Genomic DNA, 16,249 nt, shown 5'->3' on the forward strand with positions numbered 1-16,249 from the left:
GTCAGAGCCCGAAGGTAGGCTGACAGCGTGATTGTGGAACACCTGAGCCTGGTCGACTTCCGCAATTACGCGACCGCGGATCTCGCTCTGCACAAGGGCCCCAACGTCCTCGTCGGGCGCAACGGCCAGGGCAAGACCAACCTTGCAGAGGCTGTCGTCTTCCTCGCCACTCTCGGTTCGCACCGGGTCTCGTCGGATGCCCCGATGGTGCGCGAGGGTCAGGATTTCGCGATCATCCGCGCTCGCCTCTCCCACGGCGAACGCAAGGTGCTCATCGAGGTCCAGCTCAACAAGCAGGGCTCGAACAAGGCGCGGATCAACGGCTCCCCCTCGAAGACCAATGAGCTGCCTCGCTACGCCCATGTGGTGCTCTTCGCTCCCGAGGATCTGCAGATCGTCCGCGGCGACCCCTCGTCTCGGCGTCGTTTCGTCGACCAGCTGCTGATCCAGCGCACGCCCCGCATGTCTTCGGTCCTCGCCGATTACGACCGGGTTCTCAAGCAACGCAATGCGCTTCTGAAGTCGGCCAGGGCGCGTGGCATCAAGGGCGAGGCCCTGAGCACCCTCGATGTGTGGGACGACAAGCTCGTCTCCCTCGGTGCCGAGATCATCACCGCGCGACAGCGTCTCGCCGCAGATCTCCAGCAGCCGGTGGCCGAGGCGTACGCGGCGATCGCGGGCGAGGATCATCGCCCGCAGCTCGAGTGGGCTCTGTCGGTGCGCGGAGCGGATCCGGAAGAGGGTGTCGACGCGCCGGCCGAGACCTCCGGAGACATCGCCGAGATGTTCCACGCCGCACTTCTCGCGAAACGGTCGAACGAGCTCGACCGCGGTCTCACTCTCACCGGCCCTCATCGCGACGACCTCGTGCTGCGCGTTCGTGGCCTTCCGGTGAAGGGGTATGCGTCCCACGGGGAATCCTGGTCGGTGGCCCTCGCGCTGCGCCTCGCTTCCGCCGAGCTGCTGCGCAGCGAGTCTCCTGCCGGCGATCCCGTCCTCATCCTCGACGATGTGTTCGCCGAACTCGACGCCGATCGCCGTCAGCGGCTGGCCGCTCTCACTGCGGGCTATGAGCAGGTGGTCGTGACGGCAGCCGTGGAGGAGGACATCCCCGAAGTGCTCCATGCCCACGTGGTGCGGATCTCGGCGGGAACGATCAGTGATGAGAGGGAGGTGGCAGATGAGTGAGATCGCACCCGATCCGGCATCCGAGACTCCCGAGACCGTCGCGACCTATCTGCGCCTGCGCGGACTCGCGCCGAGTTCGAAGACGTGGAAGCGCAAGCGACGCATCGTCACCGATGACGACAACGCGCCGTTCACGCCCGGCCGCGACCCCGGACCGCTCGGAGCCGTGCTCGACAAGCTGACCCGGGACTCCGGCTGGCAGAAGACTCTCGCCCGTGAGGACCTGGTCAGGCAGTGGTCCGACCTCGCAGGCACGGACACCGCCAAGCACTCCGAACCCGTCTCCCTCGAGCGCGGTGTGCTCACGGTGAAGTGCGACTCGACCGCCTGGGCGAAGAACCTGCAGTACATGCGGGGAACGATCCTGACGGAGATCGGCCGACGGTATCCGGACGCCGGTGTCGAGAACCTCCGCTTCATCGGACCGGACGTACCCTCCTGGAAATGGGGTCCTAGAGTCGTTCCAGGACGGGGCCCGCGCGATACCTACGGGTAGGACACCACGGATGGGGTCTGAAACGCTCAGAGGGCCACACGCGGCCGCTGAGCCGCATCTCGCCACGAAAAGCCGCTAGACTGGGGATTCGTGATATCGATGTGGAGAATGCCCTCTGATGACGCCTGAATCCCCCGCTGACGGGACGGAATCGACCAACGGGGGAACCCCCGCGACCGAGGGCAAGATCTCACCCAAGGTGAAGCAGCCCGGTGAGTACGGTGCCGACTCGATCCAGATCCTCGAAGGTCTCGAAGCCGTCCGCAAGCGCCCCGGTATGTACATCGGTTCCACGGGACCGCGTGGTCTGCACCACCTCGTCTACGAGATCGTCGACAATTCGGTCGATGAGGCTCTCGCCGGCTACGCCGACACCATCTTCGTGACGCTGCTCGAAGACGGCGGCGTCCGCGTGGTCGACAACGGCCGCGGCATCCCGGTCGATCCCCACTCCTCCGACCCGACGAAGTCCACGGTCGAGGTCGTTCTGACCATCCTGCACGCCGGCGGAAAGTTCGGCGGCGGCGCGTACGCCGTCTCCGGCGGTCTCCACGGCGTCGGCTCGTCGGTGGTCAACGCCCTGTCGACGCGGTTCGACGTCGAGGTCAAGCAGAAGGGCTTCGTCTGGCGGCACAGCTTCGCGAACGGCGGCGTCCCGCAGCAGCAGCTCGAGAAGGGCGAGGCGTCCGACGACACCGGAACCAGCATCACGTTCTGGCCGGACGCCGAGATCTTCACCGAGACCACGAACTTCGAGTACGACACCCTGCGCACGCGCTTCCAGCAGATGGCGTTCCTCAACAAGGGCCTCCGCATCGAGCTGTCCGACGAGCGTCCCGATTCGGCTTACCAGGTCGAGGTCGACGGACAGCCGACCCTCACTCAGCCGAACGACGTCTTCTTCTACGAGCGCGGTCTCGTCGACTACGTCGAATACCTCAACAAGGTGCGTCACGCCGAGGTCGTCAACGACGAGATCATCGCGTTCGAGTCCGAGGACACCGAGCGCAAGATCTCTCTCGAGGTCGCGATGCAGTGGACCACCTCGTACACCGAGAACGTCTTCACCTACGCGAACACGATCAACACCCACGAGGGTGGCACGCACGAAGAGGGCTTCCGTGCAGCGCTCACCACGCTCGTCAACAAGTACGCCAGGGCGAACAATCTTCTCAAGGAGAAGGACGACAACCTGTCGGGCGACGACGTGCGTGAAGGACTGACCGCGGTCATCTCGATCAAGCTCGGCGAGCCGCAGTTCGAAGGGCAGACCAAGACGAAGCTCGGCAACACCGAGGCCAAGGCGTTCGTGCAGAAGGTCGTCGGCGACCAGCTCGGCGATTGGTTCGACCGCAACCCGATCCAGGCGAAGAACGTCATCCGCAAGGCGATCGATGCGGCCACCGCTCGTCTCGCAGCGCGCAAGGCCCGCGAGACCGCTCGTCGAAAGAGCGTCTTCGAGTCCGCCGCGATGCCCGACAAGCTCAAGGACTGCACGAGCAAGGATCCCTCGATCAGCGAGATCTTCCTCGTCGAGGGTGACTCGGCAGGTGGCTCCGCTGTGCAGGGTCGCGATCCGCACACGCAGGCGATCCTCGCTCTGCGAGGCAAGATCCTCAACGTCGAGCGCGCGCGTCTCGACAAGGCCCTGGGCAACAAAGAGGTCCAGGCGATGATCCAGGCCTTCGGCACCGGAATCGGCGAAGAGTTCGACATCGAGAAGGCGCGCTATCACAAGATCGTGCTGATGGCGGATGCCGACGTCGACGGCCAGCACATCACGACGCTGCTGCTCACGCTGCTGTTCCGCTACATGCGCGGACTGATCGAGGCCGGCTTCGTGTACCTCGCGATGCCGCCGCTCTACCGTCTCAAGTGGACGAACCAGCCCCACGAGTACGTGTTCAGCGACGCCGAGCGCGACGCGCTGCTCAAGTTCGGACTCGACAACGGCAAGAGGATCCCGAAGGATGCCGGCATCCAGCGCTACAAGGGTCTCGGCGAGATGAACGCCAAGGAGCTGTGGGAGACCACGATGGACCACAGCACCCGGACGCTCCGCCAGGTGACCATCGAGGATGCCGCAGCGGCCGACGAGATCTTCAGCGTGCTGATGGGTGAGGACGTCGAATCGCGACGCAGTTTCATCCAGCGCAACGCCAAGGATGTCCGCTTCCTCGACATCTGACGCGTCCCGCGCCTGCATTCGTTCCCATAACGACCGGAATCGACAACACACATGACTGACGAAGTACGCCCCGAGCCGGCACACGACCACGGCAAGATCGACCAGGTCGACCTGCAGTCCGAGATGCAGCGCAGCTATCTCGACTACGCGATGGCCGTGATCGTCGGCCGTGCGCTGCCCGACGTGCGCGATGGACTCAAGCCCGTCCACCGACGCGTGATCTACGGCATGTACGACGGCGGATTCCGCCCCGACAAGTCCTTCTCGAAGTGCGCTCGCGTGGTCGGCGAGGTCATGGGTCAGTACCACCCGCACGGTGACTCGGCGATCTACGACGCCCTCGTGCGTCTCGTGCAGCCCTGGTCGCTGCGCTACCCGCTGGCCCTCGGCCAGGGCAACTTCGGGTCTCCCGGCAACATGGGTGCCGCGGCGCCCCGGTACACCGAGACCAAGATGGCCCCCCTCGCGCTCGAGATGGTTCGGGACATCGAAGAGGACACGGTCGACTTCACCGACAACTACGACGGCCAGACTCAGGAGCCGACGGTTCTTCCGGCCCGCTTCCCGAACCTCCTCGTCAACGGGTCGGTGGGTATCGCGGTCGGCATGGCCACCAACATCCCTCCGCACAACCTGCGCGAGGTGTCGTCTGCCGCCCTCTGGGCGCTCGACAACCCCGGCCTCCCCCGCGAAGAGCTGCTCGAGGGTCTCATCCAGCGGATCCCCGGCCCCGACTTCCCCACCGGCGCGCAGATCCTCGGCACCAAGGGCGTGCACGAGGCGTACCGCACGGGTCGCGGTTCGATCACCATGCGCGCGGTGGTCAACGTCGAGGAGATCCAGGGCCGCACGTGCCTCGTGATCACCGAGCTGCCGTACCAGGTGAACCCCGACAACGTCGCCGTGAAGATCGGCGACCTCGCCCGTGACGGCAAGATCACCGGCATCGCCGACATCCGCGACGAGTCGTCCGACCGCACGGGTCAGCGTCTCGTGGTCGTGCTCAAGCGCGATGCGGTCGCGAAGGTCGTGCTCAACAACCTGTACAAGCACACGCAGCTGCAGGAGAACTTCGGCGCGAACATGCTCGCGATCGTCGACGGCGTGCCGCGCACGCTCGCGATCGACGGATTCGTGACCCACTGGATCACGCACCAGCTCGAAGTGATCGTCCGACGCACGCGCTTCCGTCTCGCCAAGGCAGAGGCTCGCATGCACATCCTGCGCGCCTACCTCAAGGCGCTCGACGCTCTCGACGAGGTCATCGCTCTCATCCGTCGATCGCAGACCACGCAGGATGCGAACGAGGGACTGCAGAAGCTCCTCGACATCGACGACATCCAGGCCCAGGCCATCCTCGACATGCAGCTGCGCCGACTGGCCGCCCTCGAGCGTCAGAAGATCCTCGACGAGGCCTCGGAGCTCGAGCGGCTGATCGGCGAGTACCAGGCGATCCTCGTCGACGAGTCGCTGCAGCGCGACATCATCCGCGAAGAGCTCACCGGCATCGTCGAGCGCTTCGGAGACGACCGTCGCACGCACATCCTGCACGGCTTCGACGGCGACGTCTCGATGGAAGACCTCATCGCCGAAGAGGAGATGGTCGTCACCATCACCCGCGCCGGCTACATCAAGCGCACGCGCAGCGACAACTACCGGTCGCAGCACCGCGGCGGCAAGGGCATCAAGGGCGCCCAGCTGCGGGCCGACGACATCGTCGAGCACTTCTTCGTGACGACGACGCACCACTGGCTGCTGTTCTTCACCGACAAGGGTCGCGTCTACCGTTCGAAGACCTACGAGGTTCCCGAGGCCGGCCGCGATGCGAAGGGAACGCACGTCGCGAACCTCCTCGCCCTGCAGCCCGACGAGAACATCGCGCAGGTGCTCGACATCCGCGACTACGGGGTCGCCGACTATCTCGTTCTCGCGACGCGCGACGGTCTGGTCAAGAAGACGCGTCTCGACGCGTACGACACCAACCGCCAGGGCGGCGTCATCGCGATCCGCCTGAACGACGAGGACGAGCTGGTCTCGGCTCTCATGGTGAATGCTGAGGATGACATCCTGCTCATCAGCCGCCGCGGCATGTCCGTCCGGTTCAGTGCGACCGATGATGCGCTGCGACCGATGGGACGCGCGACCGCCGGCGTGAAGGGCATGAAGTTCCGTGAGGGCGACAGCCTGCTGTCGGCATCCGTCGCCGCCCTCGGCCAGTTCGTGTTCGTGGTGACCGACGGCGGCTATGCGAAGCGCACCGCCATCGAGGAATACCGCGTCCAGGGACGTGGTGGATTCGGCATCAAGGTCGCCAAGCTCAACGACGATCGGGGCACTCTCGCGGGTGGTCTGATGGTCTCCTCCGACGACGAGGTCCTTGTGGTTCTGTCCAGCGGCAAGGTGGTACGCTCTGCCGTGGCCGAGGTGCCCGCGAAGGGCCGAGACACCATGGGAGTGGTGTTCGCACGGACGACGGAAGCCGACCGGATCCTCGCCATCGCCCGCAACGGTGAGCGGGGCCTCACCGAAGAAGACGAATCGGATGAGGCTGCGGTGGACTCCGAGTCCACGGCCCCCGAGACGAACGAGAACCCTGAGGAAGCAGACGCATGAGCACAGTAGCCGACAAGCTGGCGAAGAAGTCCACGCGCAAGACCGGTGGCAAGCAGGTGCGCCTGCGCCTCGTCTACGTGGATTTCTGGTCGGCCGTGAAGCTGTCGTTCCTGGGCGCTGTGGCGCTCGCGATCGTGACGATGGTGTCGTTCTTCCTGATCTTCCTCGTGCTGCAGGCGACCGGCATCCTCACGCAGGCGGATGAGTTCATCGGAACCATCACCGACAACTCCGTGCGGATCTCCGAGGTCGCCGGCCTGCCGCAGGTGATGGCATTCGCCGCGGTGGTCTCGATCCTCAACCTCATCGTGTTCACGGTGCTGGGTGCGGTCATCGCCGGGATCTACAACGTCGCCGTGAAGGTGACCGGCGGACTGCTGGTCGGGTTCATGTCGAACTGATCGTCAGGATTCGAGGAGGGGCGGATGCGAACAGCATCCGCCCCTCTTCTGTTCTCCGACGGAGTAGGGAAAACCCGAACCCGGGTCTCCGGTTGCCTCGGTGTCGGCCGGATCGGGGCCGCCGTACCTTTGAACCATGACGACACACACTGCCACGCCACCACCGGCGACGGCCACGAAGCCGCCGTTGCGCATCGTGCTCTCTATCCTGCATCTCGCGGGAATCGGAGTCATCGGCGGCTTCATCTTCGCGACTCTTTCCGGACTCCTCGGCACCGGCCTCGGCCTGCTCTTCGCGGCGGGCGTCGGCATCGTGCTGCTCGTCGGGCTCGTGTACGCCCTGTTCGGCGTCGGCTGGTTCGAGGTCGCGCGAGTCAGCGCTCTCTACAGGTCGCCCATCACGCCGCTCAGATGGCGCCCTCGGGATCGCCCCGGGTTCGCGGGCTGGTTCCGCTCGCTCGGCCGCCAGGCCATCGACGGCCGCATGTGGAGGGCCCTCGCGAACTTCGCGATCACCGCCGTTCTCGGCTGGATCGTGCTGCGGCTCGCCTTCGGCCTCGTCTGGTCGATCGCCATCTCGTTCGCTCCTCTCACGGGAACGGATGCCGTGATGGGTCCGTTCGGCGGGGGCGGCATCGACCCCGCGTGGGCACCGCTCATCGGGATCCTCGGAGTCGCCGCGTGCCTCGCCGGAATGATCGGACTGGCGCTCCTCAACCGCGTGCTCTCACTCGCCATCGTCGTTCGCAGCCGCGAGGCCGAGCTCACCGAGCGAGTGCGCACCAGCACTGCTCAGCGTGAGGGCGCTGTACGTGCCGCGGATGTCGAACGCACACGTATCGAGCGTGACCTGCACGACGGCGTCCAACCGCGACTCGTATCGGTGGGCATGACCCTGGGGCTCGCCCAGCAGAAGATCGACAACGACCCGGATGCCGCGAAGGAGCTGATCGCCGAGGCGCACACTTCGACCAAGGCCGCGATCACCGAGCTGCGTCAGCTGGCCCGTGGCATCCATGCATCGGTCCTCGACGACCGGGGCCTGGACGCGGCGCTGTCCGCCCTCGCCGGCCGCTCGCACATCCCCGTCCATCTCGATGTGCGAATGGACGGCCGCTGCAGCCGTGAGGCCGAAGCCGCGGTCTACTTCTCGATCGCCGAGTCGCTCACCAACGCCGCGAAGCATTCGCGGGCCAGCGAGGCACGTGTCACTGTCCGCCTCCGCGACGGAGGGGTGCTCTGGGCCCGCGTCGAGGACAACGGCATGGGCGGCGCCCAGGTGCAGCCCGGCGGAGGCCTCGACGGCATCGCGAATCGCATCCTCGCAGCCGGCGGAACCTTCCGCCTCGAGAGCCCCGTCGGCGGACCGACCAGCCTGGAGGTGAACGTGCCATGCGCATCCTGATCTGCGAGGACTCCGTCCTGCTGCGCGAGGGACTCGTGCGACTGCTCGAGGACGCCGGACACAGTGTGGTCGCGGCTCTTCCCGACACCAGCGGTCTCAGCGAGGCCGTCATCGAGACGGATCCCGAGCTGTGCATCCTCGACGTACGGCTCCCCCCGACCTTCACCGACGAGGGCATCCGCGCGGCGCTCGGACTCCGGGACACCAACCCCGCGCTTCCGCTGCTCGTGCTCTCTCAGTACGTCGAGGAGCGGTATGCGTCGGACCTCATCGCCGCACAGGGCGGGCCCCTGGGATATCTGCTCAAGGACAGGGTCGCCGACGTCTCTGAGTTCCTCGCCTCCGTGCAGCGGATCTCCGAGGGTGCCACCGTGCTCGACCCCGAGGTCGTGGCTCAGCTGCTCACCCGCCGCAACCGCGACGACCGGATGCAGCGTCTCACCGAGCGCGAACGGACCGTGCTCGCACTGATCGCCGAGGGCAAGTCGAACCAGGCCATCGCCGGTCTGCTCTTCCTCTCGGAGGCGAGCGTCGAGAAGCACATCACCGCGATCTTCCAGAAGCTGGGCTTCGAACAGGGCGAGTCGGGCAACCGACGCGTGCTGGCGGCCCTGGCACACATCGAGAACACGGGCGGCTCGACGCCGACCGGACAGACAGGACTGGGACGATGACCACGAACAACGACGACTACCAGGGCGGGCACACGCCCCTTACTCCCCCGCCGGCATCCGCGCCGCAGGGACAGGAGCCCACACCGGCACCGGCACCGGCGCCCGCGCAGGCGCAGGCGGCACCGGCCGATGCCGGCCGCTCTTCGGGGACGACGGCGATCATGATCGTCACGGCGATCGTCGGAGGCATCGCGCTTCTCGGAGCGGGCGGGTCGGCGGCTGTCGCCGCCACCGGCAGCATGATGGCCTCCACTCAGGGCAGCGACGCCGTGCTGACCGAGGATGCGTCCGGCATCGACACGCTCGACCTCGACGTGGATGCCGGCAACATGCGCATCGAGTTCGGTGACGTCGATGAGGCCGAGCTGGCAGTGACGAACGCTCGCGGCCCTGCCTGGAGACTCGAACGCGAGGGCGACGAGCTGATCGTCCGCAGCCCGGAGTTCCGCTTCGGATGGTGGTTCGGCGAGTGGTTCGGCGACGACCAGTCGGCGGTGCTGACCCTGCCTGAAGAGCTGAGCGACGCGCAGCTCGATGCCGACCTCACTCTCGATGCGGGCAGTCTCGATGTGGTCGGAGACTTCGGTGCCCTCGACGTCACGGTCAACGCCGGTGCGCTCGATGTCGAAGGTGCGGCGAGCAGCCTCAGCATCGACATGAGCGCGGGTCGTGCCGATGCGATGCTCGACGGCGTCGACGCGGCCGATCTCAGTGTGTCGGCGGGCGACCTCACCGTCGAGCTGACGGGCCGGGCACCGTCTGCGACGACGATCGACGTGAGCGCGGGCTCGGTCGATCTCACGGTTCCGGATGAGTCGTACTCGATCATCCAGGACGTCAGCGCCGGATCGCTCGACGCGAAGGTCGATCAGTCATCCGGCACCCGGAACACGATCGACGTCACACTTGCGGCAGGCAGTGTGACGATCCGTCCGGGCCGCTGATTCCGATCGAGGGCGAGGGCGCGCCGGTGCCCTCGCCCTCGATTGGGTATTTCGGGAAATCTCCGGTAAAGTTTCGGAGGTTGACGGGCCCATAGCTCAGGCGGTTAGAGCGCTTCACTGATAATGAAGAGGTCCCAGGTTCAAGTCCTGGTGGGCCCACTCCTCAACTAAATGAATACCCTCACGGGGCCTTAGCTCAGTTGGTAGAGCGCCTGCTTTGCAAGCAGGATGTCAGGAGTTCGAATCTCCTAGGCTCCACACTGTGTTGAGACAGTTCGAGAAGGCCCCGCCATCGTGCGGGGCCTTCTCGTTTTCGCATGTCTCCACAGGTGTTAACAACCCTGTTAACAACTGCTCGCGTGGTGCCATCTGAGTGCACAGCTGTGGATGGACCTGTTAACAACGAGGGCGATGCGGCACCCGCCTCTCACTAGACCTCCTAGATATCAACCCCCCTCCGTATTCTCAGGTCGAGGGCGTAGCGTGCTGGAATGACCGACGGGGAGACGATGATCCAGACCGAGATCGTGTTCGATGGATCGAGCTACCTGCTCGCCCAGGATCAGAACATCGATGATCTGCGAGAACGTATCGAGTCAGCCACGAAGACCGCCGGCACCTTCGTCGACATGGTCGTCGTCGGCAACCGGGCAGTCAGCGTGCTCATCACCCCGACGACGCAAGTGACGATCAGTGTGGCGACTGTGGCATATGACCCCCGCGACACCGGTGACGTCGACTTCCCGTACACCGGTCTCTACGACGAGCTCTGACTCCACGCGTCTGAGCGGGTGATCAGAGGTTCGGCCCGCGGACCATGCGCACCGGGCCTCTGGCGTCGTCGATGGACACCTTCTCGCCCTTCTGCGTCACGACGATCTCATCGCGCTCGGCGAGTGCAGCCGCGATTCGGCGGACGTCCGACATGGTCGAGCGCCACGAGTCCCCGCCTACAGTCCGAGCGACGTCACTCGGACAGATCGAAGACTCGCCCCGCTTGCGGATGAGCGCGCGCATCGCGGCCGCGATCCTCTCGTCGAAGTCGTCGCCGGTGCGGTTCTCCCACCAGGGCGCCCCTCGTTCCCCGAGAGCGGTCTTCGCGTCCTGCACCCGACGTCGTGCGTCCGGCTCCTGCGCCTTCACCGCGCGCCGCGCAGCCATCAGCTCGTTGACCAGCTCCTGGCGGAACGTCTCGGGGATCGAGGGGTCGGTCGCGCGCCACCGCCGGCCATCGATGACGACGTGATGACCGTCGGGCGTGCGCTCCGGGCCGCTCGCACCGCTGCCATTCGCGCTGTCGTCCGAGGTCATGCAGCCAGTCAATCCGACCATGATCAGGTCGACCAGGGGCTTGACCGGACCTGGGTACCCCCGATCGGGAGGAGATCTGCGCTACGGAGGACGAGTCGACGGACAAGCGCCCTCCCGTGTGCGGATCTCCTTTCGAACGGCTCTCGCTCGGAGGTCAGACGGCGCGCAGGTCGTGCGGGGCGACGTTGAGACGCTCGCACCCGTCGGCGGTCACGACGACGATGTCCTCGATGCGCGCGCCCCATCGGCCGGCGAAGTAGATCCCGGGCTCGATGCTGAACGCCATGCCCTCACGCAGCACGAGATCGTTGCCGGGCGCGATGTAGGGCTCTTCGTGTACCGAGACGCCGATGCCGTGACCCGTGCGGTGCAGAAAGGCCTCGCCGAGCCCCGCCTCGGCGAGTACGGACCGCGCCGCGGCATCGACAGCCTCGGCCGTCGCGCCGGGGCGCACGGCGTCGACAGCGGCCTGCTGAGCGCGGACGAGCACGGCGATGCGATCGGCGGCTTCACTGTCGGGTGTGCCGACCACGTAGGTGCGGGTGCTGTCGGAGTTGTAGCCGCTCGGCACGGCGCCGCCGATGTCGACGACGACGATGTCTCCGTCCTCGATCATGCGGTCGGACACCTCGTGGTGGGGATCCGCGCCATTGGGCCCGGAGCCGACGATGACGAACTCGACGGTGCGGTGGCCCTCGGCCACGATGGCCTCGGCGATGTCGGCCGCCACCTCGCGCTCGGTGCGCCCCGCCCGCAGCCACTCGGGCACTCGACGATGCACGGCGTCGATCGCGGAGCCGGCACGCCGGAGCTCGGCGACCTCTTCAGCATCCTTGATCATGCGTCCCTCACGCAGCACCGGGGTGGCGAGCTCGACGCGCACGTCGATCCGGTCGGCGAGCGGGATCACGTGCAACGCCGGCAGAGCGTCTGAAACTCCCACTCGCGTGACTGCGCCCAGGGCGGCGGCCACGAGGTCGTAGGGATTCTGTCCGTCGACCCAGTCGGAGACGGCGAGGCCGAGCTCACCCACCGCCGTGGTCCTGACCTTCGCCAACTCCATGCGCGGCACGATGACGGTGGGAGCGATGCCGGGTCCGAGCACGAGTGCGGTGAGGCGCTCGATCGTGTCTCCCTCGACGCCGACCAGATACTCCAGATCAGGGCCCGGACCCACCACTATCCCGTCGAGACCGGCGTCAGCGGCAAGCGCTGCTGCGCGATCGAGTCGAGCGGCGTACACGGAGGCGGGGAACGGCAGTGTGCTCACGGCATCCACGCTACTGCGCCGGCCGTTCCCCGGGAACGGCGACTCAGCTGACGGCGAGGAGGATGCGCTCGGTGAGAACCTTGCGGTTTGCGGCCGAGAGATCGAGCAGCGCGTATGCGGTCGGCCACATCGTGCCGTCGTCGAGGTTCGAGATCGGCTCGAAACCGAATGTGCCGTACCTGACCTTGAACTTGCTGGCCGGCTGGAAGAAGCAGAGCACCTTGCCGTCCTTGCCCCATGCGGGCATGCCGTAATAGGTCCGCGGCATGAGCTCGGGAGCGACTTCGGTCACGAGGTCGTGGAGCGCCTTCGACAGCTCTCGATCGTTGTCATCGGGAAGCTTCGCGATCGCCGCCTCGAGGTCTGCGACACCCTCGGCACGCACCTCCTCCGGGGTCTTCTTGGCACGAGACCGAGACTTGCGTTTGTCGGCCGCGGCCTCCTTCATCGCCTCGCGCTCTTCGGCACTGAAGTTCTTCTCGTTGTCAGCCATGGCCGACTCCTTTCACTGTGTGATCTGCGATGAATCTCACACTACGGATGCGGCGCACTGCTGTGCTTCTTGATTCGTGATCGATGTCTCGGGGTCGAGCGTGACGAGCCGGACGCCTCTCGAGGCGAGGTTTCGTCCAGGATCGTCATGCGCGTACCCTCCCTGAACCCCGGCCACTATGGTGGACGCATGGATATGCGGGTCGCGGCATACGCGGTCGTCACCGATGACGACGGTCGCATACTTCTCGCGCGCTGGACCGAGGGTCGTCGAGTGGCATGGACGATGCCCGGCGGAGGGCTGGAACCGGGTGAGGCTCCCGAGGACGCCGTGCGGCGTGAGCTGCGCGAGGAGACCGGCTACACGGTCAAGGTCGGCGAGCTGCTGGGCATTCATTCGAGGGTGATCCCGGCGAGCCAGCGGGTGAACCAGTCGGATCAGCCTCTGCACACCCTGCGCATCGTCTACCGGGCGTCGGTGACGGGCGGCAAGCTGACATTCGAGGCCGATGGCTCGACCGACATGGCCGAGTGGTTCCCACTGAAAGCCGTGAAGGAACTGCAGAGGGTCAAGCTGGTCGACATCTCGCTACGGATGGCCGGCATCCTCTGACTCAGTCGCGGGCCTCTTCGGGCACCGAGATGTCGGCGACTGTGGCACCGTACGCGGCGATGAGGTCATCGGCATCGACGAAGAGGCTGTAGCCGTGAGCGCCGGCACCCATGGCGATCCGCTGCCCGACGATCGACTCGTCGGCGAAGACCGGCCAGTCCGTGGCGCTGCCGATGGGCACGATTGTTCCGCGCTCGTAGCCGGTCGCCGCGAGGGCGAGATCAGGCTCGGGCAAGCGGAGCTTGTTCACTCCGACGACCGCACGCAGCTTCGGCCACGAGATCGACCTGCCGCCGGGAACCAGCGCGAAGAGATACGTGTCGTCCGACCGCTTGACGACGAGCGTCTTGACGATGCCGGAGGGCGGGATGCCGAGCAGCTCAGCCGCCTCGAAGAGACTGCGGGCGGCAGGACGCTCGCGGATCTCGATATCGAGCCCGCGAGCCGCTGCGGCGTCCCTCACCCGGGCATGGAGATCCCCCGGCTCAGTGGCCGGGGGCTCCGATGTCGAGGTCACGCGTCAGGTGCGGAGAGCGGGTCGTCGGCGACCCAGAGCTCGTCGTCTGCGCGCAGTGCCTGCCACGCGGCGTAGAGAACGCCGGCCGCTGCGGCGACTCCGAGGATCAGGGCGATGACCGAACCGACGCTCGGGCCCTTCGGCTCGGGCTGAGTGGCCTTCCTGACCTTCTTCACGACGCCTTCGCGCTTGGCGTTCGCGACATCCCACGCGGTGAGCGCGGTGCCGACGACTCCGCCGACGATGGGGACGACCTTGTCGTCCACCACGTGGTGACCGAAGCGGACGCCGCGGTCGACGACCGGTGCGACGCGACGGTTGTAGGTGTCCTGGACGACAGGACCGACCTGCTCGCGACCGAAGTGGCCGAGCTGACGTCCGGCTTCACGCGCGACGTCGGCGGCGTGGCCGACGAGGACCTGCTGGTTCTCCCAGAGCTGGTTGGCGTCGTTCTGAAGACGACGCAGCTCCTTCTTCCGCTTGCGGCTGATGCTCACGATGCTCTCCTGTCGATTGGAGTACGGATTCCCCATCTTGCCACGCGACCGTGTATGGGGCGAGGGAATCGCCGAACCCTTGCGTCGGAGGCCGATGAGCGCTAGACGCGGGCCAACTCATGGGAAGCTCTGCGAGAATGGACCCATGGCTCACGCTTCTCATGTCGCAACCCTGCACACCAACCACGGTGACATCGTCATCAACCTCTTCGGCGACCACGCCCCGAAGACGGTCAAGAACTTCGTCGGCCTCGCCGACGGCACCCAGGAGTGGACGCACCCCGCCACCGGCAAGCCGGGCGAGGGTGCTCTCTACAAGGACGTCATCTTCCACCGCATCATCCCGAACTTCATGATCCAGGGCGGCGACCCGCTCGGACAGGGCGTCGGAGGCCCCGGATACAACTTCGACGACGAGATCAACATGGAGCTCAACTTCAACGAGCCCTACATCCTCGCCATGGCCAACGCCGGTCTGCGTCGCAACGCCATCACGGGCAAGGCCGAGGGCACCAACGGCTCGCAGTTCTTCATCACGACCGACCCCACCCCCTGGCTCCAGGGCAAGCACACGATCTTCGGCGAGGTCGCCGATGACGCCTCCAAGGCTGTCGTCGACGCGATCGCCGCTGTGCCGACGGCTGCGGGCGACCGTCCCATCGAGCCGGTCGTGCTGCAGTCGATCGACATCGTCGCGGCCTGACGCCGACGCTGGCCGATCCGGATGACGACGCCTGAGTTCGCGGACAACCGCGACAACTTCTGCTACCGGCATCCGGATCGGCAGAGCTTCGTGCTCTGTCAGCGGTGCCTGCGCACGATCTGCCCCGAATGCCAGACGCAGGCGGCTGTCGGGGTCATCTGCCCCGAGTGCATGGCCGCAGAGCGAAAGAACCGCACTCCCGCCCAGAAGCGCGCCGAGCGTCGCTGGGGCGGGCGCGGCACCGCGCTCTCCTCGCGCGGCAGCGGCAAGCCCGTCGTCACGTACTCGCTGCTGGCGATCACGTCGTTCATCGGGCTCCTTCAGCTCATCCCGGGTGTGGGACAGGCGATCACGGGCCAGCTGCTCTTCGCGGCGGGCTATCTGTATCCGGATCTGTCGCTCATGCCGTTCGAACCGTGGCGGCTTCTCACGGCGGTGTTCGTGCATGGCGGTTTCCTGCATCTCGCGCTCAACATGCTCGCGCTGTGGATGCTGGGTCAGAGTCTCGAACCGGTGCTCGGCCGAATCCGCTTCCTGTCGCTGTACCTGATCAGCGGGCTCGGCGGTTCCGTCGCCGTCGCACTGCTCGCGCCCGGAACCGCGACGGTGGGCGCATCCGGCGCGATCTTCGGCCTGATGGCCGCCTTGCTGATCATCGGACGGCACATCGGGGCGAACGTGACCGGCATCCTCGTGATCCTCGGCATCAACTTCGTCGTCGGCTTCGTGTTCTCTCAGAACATCGCCTGGCAGGCGCACCTCGGCGGGGCGATCGTCGGTGCGCTCGTGGCGTTCATCCTCACGAGGACCCGACGGCGTGAGCAGCGGACGCTACAGATCGTGCTGCTCGTTGCCGTCGTCGTCGCGCTCGTCCTGATCGTCGCCCTGTTGGTACCGTTCCTGATCACGACGGTTTACTCCTGATCAGAAGTTGTTA

17 protein-coding genes and 2 tRNA genes are annotated in these 16,249 nt (G+C 66.2%); 14 read left to right on the top strand and 5 right to left on the bottom strand.

Annotated features, from left to right (window positions below; all coding sequences use genetic code 11):
- Positions 1-27 precede the first annotated feature (27 nt).
- The 11 genes from recF (at position 28) to ACIPV5_RS02230 (ending at position 10,682) form a co-directional block, all read left to right on the top strand.
- Positions 28-1,188 carry a DNA replication/repair protein RecF gene (recF, locus tag ACIPV5_RS02180; protein ID WP_072590396.1) on the top strand — a complete coding sequence of 387 codons (1,161 nt, stop codon included), beginning with the start codon at positions 28-30 and terminating at the stop codon, positions 1,186-1,188.
- Positions 1,181-1,684 (top strand): DUF721 domain-containing protein, encoded by a 504-nt coding sequence (locus tag ACIPV5_RS02185; RefSeq protein WP_056275693.1) that lies wholly within the window; start codon positions 1,181-1,183, stop codon positions 1,682-1,684. Before recF ends, ACIPV5_RS02185 begins: the two co-directional genes overlap by 8 nt.
- Before the next feature lie 118 nt (positions 1,685-1,802).
- Complete coding sequence (gyrB, locus tag ACIPV5_RS02190; protein WP_400339368.1) at positions 1,803-3,872, top strand: DNA topoisomerase (ATP-hydrolyzing) subunit B; 2,070 nt, start codon at positions 1,803-1,805, stop codon at positions 3,870-3,872.
- Positions 3,873-3,923: 51 nt separating this feature from the next.
- Positions 3,924-6,485 carry a DNA gyrase subunit A gene (gyrA, locus tag ACIPV5_RS02195; protein WP_053098243.1) on the top strand — a complete coding sequence of 854 codons (2,562 nt, stop codon included), beginning with the start codon at positions 3,924-3,926 and terminating at the stop codon, positions 6,483-6,485.
- Positions 6,482-6,886, top strand: a complete 405-nt coding sequence (locus tag ACIPV5_RS02200) for a DUF3566 domain-containing protein (RefSeq protein ID WP_053098244.1) — start codon at positions 6,482-6,484, stop codon at positions 6,884-6,886. The genes gyrA and ACIPV5_RS02200 overlap by 4 nt, the downstream gene beginning before the upstream one ends.
- 136 nt (positions 6,887-7,022) lie before the next feature.
- Complete coding sequence (locus ACIPV5_RS02205; RefSeq protein ID WP_400339371.1) at positions 7,023-8,291, top strand: sensor histidine kinase; 1,269 nt, start codon at positions 7,023-7,025, stop codon at positions 8,289-8,291.
- Positions 8,279-8,965: a response regulator transcription factor gene (locus ACIPV5_RS02210; RefSeq protein WP_056275698.1), complete on the top strand. Its 687-nt coding sequence runs from the start codon at positions 8,279-8,281 to the stop codon at positions 8,963-8,965. Before ACIPV5_RS02205 ends, ACIPV5_RS02210 begins: the two co-directional genes overlap by 13 nt.
- The gene (locus tag ACIPV5_RS02215; RefSeq protein ID WP_400339374.1) at positions 8,962-9,909 is read left to right on the top strand and encodes a DUF4097 family beta strand repeat-containing protein; all 948 of its coding nucleotides are present in this window, start codon (positions 8,962-8,964) and stop codon (positions 9,907-9,909) included. Before ACIPV5_RS02210 ends, ACIPV5_RS02215 begins: the two co-directional genes overlap by 4 nt.
- Before the next feature lie 85 nt (positions 9,910-9,994).
- A tRNA-Ile gene (locus tag ACIPV5_RS02220) sits at positions 9,995-10,068 on the top strand.
- A 26-nt stretch (positions 10,069-10,094) separates the two neighbouring features.
- A tRNA-Ala gene (locus tag ACIPV5_RS02225) sits at positions 10,095-10,167 on the top strand.
- A 233-nt stretch (positions 10,168-10,400) separates the two neighbouring features.
- Positions 10,401-10,682, top strand: a complete 282-nt coding sequence (locus ACIPV5_RS02230) for a hypothetical protein (protein WP_400339377.1) — start codon at positions 10,401-10,403, stop codon at positions 10,680-10,682.
- 22 nt (positions 10,683-10,704) lie between these two features.
- On the opposite strand, the gene ACIPV5_RS02235 is transcribed toward ACIPV5_RS02230, so the two are convergent.
- The 3 genes from ACIPV5_RS02235 to ACIPV5_RS02245 form a co-directional block, all read right to left on the bottom strand.
- A complete protein-coding gene (locus ACIPV5_RS02235; protein WP_400339380.1) occupies positions 10,705-11,220 on the bottom strand; it encodes a DUF3253 domain-containing protein in 516 nt (171 codons plus the stop codon).
- 154 nt (positions 11,221-11,374) lie between these two features.
- A complete protein-coding gene (locus ACIPV5_RS02240; protein WP_400339383.1) occupies positions 11,375-12,490 on the bottom strand; it encodes a M24 family metallopeptidase in 1,116 nt (371 codons plus the stop codon).
- Between the two features lie 43 nt (positions 12,491-12,533).
- The gene (locus ACIPV5_RS02245; RefSeq protein ID WP_400339386.1) at positions 12,534-12,983 is read right to left on the bottom strand and encodes a hypothetical protein; all 450 of its coding nucleotides are present in this window, start codon (positions 12,981-12,983) and stop codon (positions 12,534-12,536) included.
- A gap of 189 nt (positions 12,984-13,172) precedes the next feature.
- Between ACIPV5_RS02245 and ACIPV5_RS02250 the strand changes: the two genes are divergently transcribed.
- Positions 13,173-13,595, top strand: coding sequence for an NUDIX hydrolase (locus ACIPV5_RS02250; protein WP_230101137.1), 423 nt, complete (start codon positions 13,173-13,175; stop codon positions 13,593-13,595).
- Position 13,596: 1 nt separating this feature from the next.
- Here the strand turns inward: ACIPV5_RS02250 and ACIPV5_RS02255 are convergent, their stop codons facing one another.
- Positions 13,597-14,058, bottom strand: coding sequence for an aminoacyl-tRNA deacylase (locus ACIPV5_RS02255; RefSeq protein WP_400339388.1), 462 nt, complete (start codon positions 14,056-14,058; stop codon positions 13,597-13,599).
- A 50-nt stretch (positions 14,059-14,108) separates the two neighbouring features.
- Positions 14,109-14,609: a hypothetical protein gene (locus tag ACIPV5_RS02260; RefSeq protein ID WP_053098260.1), complete on the bottom strand. Its 501-nt coding sequence runs from the start codon at positions 14,607-14,609 to the stop codon at positions 14,109-14,111.
- A gap of 145 nt (positions 14,610-14,754) precedes the next feature.
- Between ACIPV5_RS02260 and ACIPV5_RS02265 the strand changes: the two genes are divergently transcribed.
- Together ACIPV5_RS02265 and ACIPV5_RS02270 are read left to right on the top strand one after the other, a co-directional pair.
- Positions 14,755-15,312 (top strand): peptidylprolyl isomerase, encoded by a 558-nt coding sequence (locus tag ACIPV5_RS02265; RefSeq protein WP_053098262.1) that lies wholly within the window; start codon positions 14,755-14,757, stop codon positions 15,310-15,312.
- Between the two features lie 21 nt (positions 15,313-15,333).
- Complete coding sequence (locus ACIPV5_RS02270; RefSeq protein WP_400339392.1) at positions 15,334-16,236, top strand: rhomboid family intramembrane serine protease; 903 nt, start codon at positions 15,334-15,336, stop codon at positions 16,234-16,236.
- Positions 16,237-16,249: the final 13 nt, after the last annotated feature.

Origin of the sequence: Microbacterium sp. NPDC090014 (assembly GCF_044748285.1) — a bacterium.
Taxonomy (GTDB): Bacteria; Actinomycetota; Actinomycetes; order Actinomycetales; family Microbacteriaceae; genus Microbacterium.